This is a genomic window from Kitasatospora sp. NPDC059817, from assembly GCF_042731835.1.
Classification (GTDB): Bacteria; Actinomycetota; Actinomycetes; order Streptomycetales; family Streptomycetaceae; genus Kitasatospora.
Genome location: NZ_JBHWIR010000373.1, coordinates 1 through 2565, shown reverse-complemented (window position 1 = coordinate 2565; position 2565 = coordinate 1). Strand labels below are relative to the sequence as shown.

Here is a 2565-nt window from a genome sequence, read left to right as displayed (position 1 = left end):
CGCTCGTCGTCGTCGCGCCCGCGGGCGGGGCGCTCAGCCACCATCGCTGCTGCCGCCGCCACCGCTGCCACCATCGCCGCCACCGTCGCCGCTGTCGCCGCCGCTCAGGCTCCGGTTCCGGCGCCGGCTGCGCGCGGAGCGGCGCAGCACGGACCCCGAGACGAGCGTCGCGGACGCCACGGCGCGCACCCAGCGGGGGCCGCCGCGTTCGGCCCACACCACGCACACGCACCCGCCGACCGCGAGCACCAGGACACCGACCAGCACGGTACCGACCACGACCCACCCTCTCCCGTCCATCCCGTTTCCGGGCCGATCCTCTCAAGCCGAGCCCGCCGCCCGCGCCCCCGACCCGCCCGAAACCGGGATGATCCGCCATACAAGTGGACACCAGGCCTGTCCCGCAGGGAAGTTGGCGCCGCGCGGGATTCGCCCGACCCGCGCCCCCGTCCCGCGCCCCCCGACCTGCGCCCCGACCTGGCGCCGAGTGCGGTCACCAGCCCGCCGTGTGCCAGGATGCCGACATCGATCCTCTCGGCCGGAGACCTTTCTTGACGATTCGCCGCACCACCGCCCTGGCCGCCGCCGCGACCGTGCTCTCCCTCACCGCGCTGACGGGCTGCAACGACGACGCCCCCTCGGCGGCCCCGGCCCCCGCCGCCCCGCCGGCCACCACCCCGGCCGCGACGCCGACGACCCCCGACGCGGCCCCGACGTCCGCCCCGACGTCCGCCCCGACGTCCGCCCCGGCATCGGGCCCGGCAGCGGCCTCGGCGTCCGCACCCGCGTCGGCCCCGGCCGAGGCGCCCGCCGGCGGGGTGATCGATCCCGAACAGGCCCTCGCCCAGGCCGCCCGCACGCCCTACGCGGCCTCCCAGGACTTCCGCACCGAGGGCGGCCCACTGGTCGCGACCACCACCGGCCGGATCAACCTCAACGGCAAGGTGCGCACCGGCCGTCTCACCGAGTCCCTCGGCGCCGGCGGCGGTTCGGCGGGCGACCCGGTCGTCGTCACCGAGGACGCGACGTACGTCAAGTCCGGCAGCGGCTGGCGCAAGTCCCCGCTCGGCGACCGGATCGCCGACTACCACGGGTACGCGAAGGCCCTGCTGGCGCTCGGCCCGGCCGCCCGCAAGGGCATGGAGGAGCAGAACGGCGCGCCCGCCTTCCACCTCTCCGGCACGCTCGACCTGGAGAAGATGCGCGCCGTGGACGCCGAGCACTACCTCAACCTCAAGCGCATGGGCGTGACGTCCTTCCAGCTCGACCAGTGGATCGACGCCCAGGGCCGCACCGTGCGCTTCGACCAGCGCGTCGAGATCAGGGGCACCGCGACGCGCACCTACGGCACCTTCCGTGACTTCGGCCCCGTCGAGCCGGTCCCCGCCCCCAACTGACCATCCGAGCAAAGGAGTCCGCCATGGCCAAGGGCCTGTTCGCGACCCTGTACACCACCCTGGGCCCGATCCGGCTGGAGCTGTTCCAGTTCCACGCGCCGAAGACGGTCCGCAACTTCGTCGAACTCGCCGAGGGTGCCCGGGAGTACACCGACCCGCGCACCGGCGGGCCGGGCAGCGGCCCGTACTACGACGGCACGCTCTTCCACCGCGTGGTGGCCGGCTTCATGGTCCAGGGCGGCGACCCGACGGGCAGCGGCACCGGCGGCCCGGGCTACGCCTTCGCCGACGAGTTCCACCCCGAACTGCACTTCACCAGGCCGTACCTGCTCGCCATGGCCAATTCCGGCCCCGGCACCAACGGATCGCAGTTCTTCATCACGGTCGGCACGCCGGCCCACCTGAACCGCCGTCACACCATCTTCGGCCAGGTCGCCGACGCCGACTCCCGGGCCGTCGTCGACGCCCTCGCGGCCGTCCCCACGGACGGCGAACGCCCCGTCGACGACGTCGTGATCACCCAGGTCACCGTCGAGCGGCTCTGACGCCCGTCTCCCGGGAAGCCCTGCGCCCGTCGTCCGGCGGCGTCAGAGCCAGCCGCGGTCGTCGGCGGTGCGCAGGGCCTCGGTGCGGTTGCGGGTGGCGGTCTTGGCGATGGCGGAGGAGAAGTAGTTGCGCACGGTGCCCTCCGAGAGGTAGAGCTTGCCGGCGATCTCGGCGACGCCGGCCCCGGAGCGGGAGGCGTTCAGCACGTCGCGTTCCCGGGCGGTGAGCGGGGAGGCCCCGGCCGCCAGGGTGGCCGCGGCCAGTTCCGGGTCCACCACGCGTTCGCCCGCCGCGACCCGGCGGATGGCGTCGGCGAGGACTTCGGCCGGCGCGTCCTTGACGACGAAGCCGACCGCGCCCGCCTCCATCGCCCGGCGCAGGTAGCCGGCGCGTCCGAAGGTGGTGAGGATGACGACCCGGCAGCCGGGCACCTGCTGGGCCAGGACGGCGGCGGCGGCCAGGCCGTCGAGGCCGGGCATCTCGATGTCCAGGAGGGCCACGTCGGGCCGGTGTTCGCGGGCCGCGTCGACGACCTGGTCGCCGCGCCCGACGGCGGCGACCACCTCGAAGCCGTCCTCCAGGTCGAGCAGGGCGCACAGCGCGGTGCGGACCAGTTCCTGGT

4 protein-coding genes are annotated in these 2565 nt (G+C 75.0%); 2 read left to right on the top strand and 2 right to left on the bottom strand.

Translation table 11 applies throughout. The annotated features are described in order from the left end of the window. Window positions 1-33 precede the first annotated feature (33 nt). Window positions 34-279: a hypothetical protein gene (locus tag ACFV61_RS35370; RefSeq protein WP_380496232.1), complete on the bottom strand. Its 246-nt coding sequence runs from the start codon at window positions 277-279 to the stop codon at window positions 34-36. A gap of 272 nt (window positions 280-551) precedes the next feature. On the opposite strand from ACFV61_RS35370, the gene ACFV61_RS35365 reads away from it, so the two are divergent. After that, window positions 552-1397, top strand: a complete 846-nt coding sequence (locus ACFV61_RS35365) for a hypothetical protein (protein ID WP_380496231.1) — start codon at window positions 552-554, stop codon at window positions 1395-1397. 23 nt (window positions 1398-1420) lie between these two features. Next, on the top strand, window positions 1421-1942 hold the full coding sequence (locus ACFV61_RS35360) for a peptidylprolyl isomerase (protein ID WP_380496229.1): 522 nt from the start codon (window positions 1421-1423) through the stop codon (window positions 1940-1942). Between the two features lie 42 nt (window positions 1943-1984). Here the strand turns inward: ACFV61_RS35360 and ACFV61_RS35355 are convergent. Beyond that, window positions 1985-2565: DNA-binding response regulator (locus ACFV61_RS35355; protein ID WP_380496227.1), on the bottom strand; the 581-nt coding region annotated here is incomplete at its 5' end.